We start from the raw sequence: 465 nt of genomic DNA on the forward strand, positions 1-465 counted from the left end.
GCTCCCGCCCTCGGCGGGCACGACGGCCGCGCGGGCGACCTGCCGGTCCACCCGCCACAGCGCTCCGCCCGCCTGCTGGCTGAGCCGGCTCAGGCCGGGCGTGGCGTCCAGCACCCGGGTGACCTCGCGGGGGGCGCCCTGGTGCACCAGGACGTAGCGGACGGCGAAGCCGCCGAGCTGGTCGGCCTGGTCGGCGCCGGAGCCGGCGACGAGGTTGGCGACGACCCTGTCGAGCAGTTCGTTCTCGCCGTCCTGGGCGGCGATCTCCGCGTCGCCCATGCGGGCCCCGGAGCCACGTACCAGGACGTAGTCGACGCGGTCGGCGGAGTCGGTGTCGAGGACCAGGGTGCGGGCCTGGTCGCGGGTGGCGCTCTCCTCGGCGACGAACGCCGGCACCTGCACCGGGTCGCGCCGCTCGACAGGCCCGTCGGCGCCACGGACCATCCAGCCGACGGCGAGCACCAG

The 465-nt window shown here is 76.8% G+C and carries 1 pseudogene; it reads right to left on the reverse strand.

What is annotated here, in order from left to right:
* A pseudogene (locus tag LPA54_RS37940) lies at positions 1–465 on the reverse strand (family 2 glycosyl transferase); the annotation flags it as partial.

Origin of the sequence: Streptomyces sp. DH12 (assembly GCF_020873895.1) — a bacterium.
Lineage (GTDB): Bacteria > Actinomycetota > Actinomycetes > Streptomycetales > Streptomycetaceae > Streptomyces.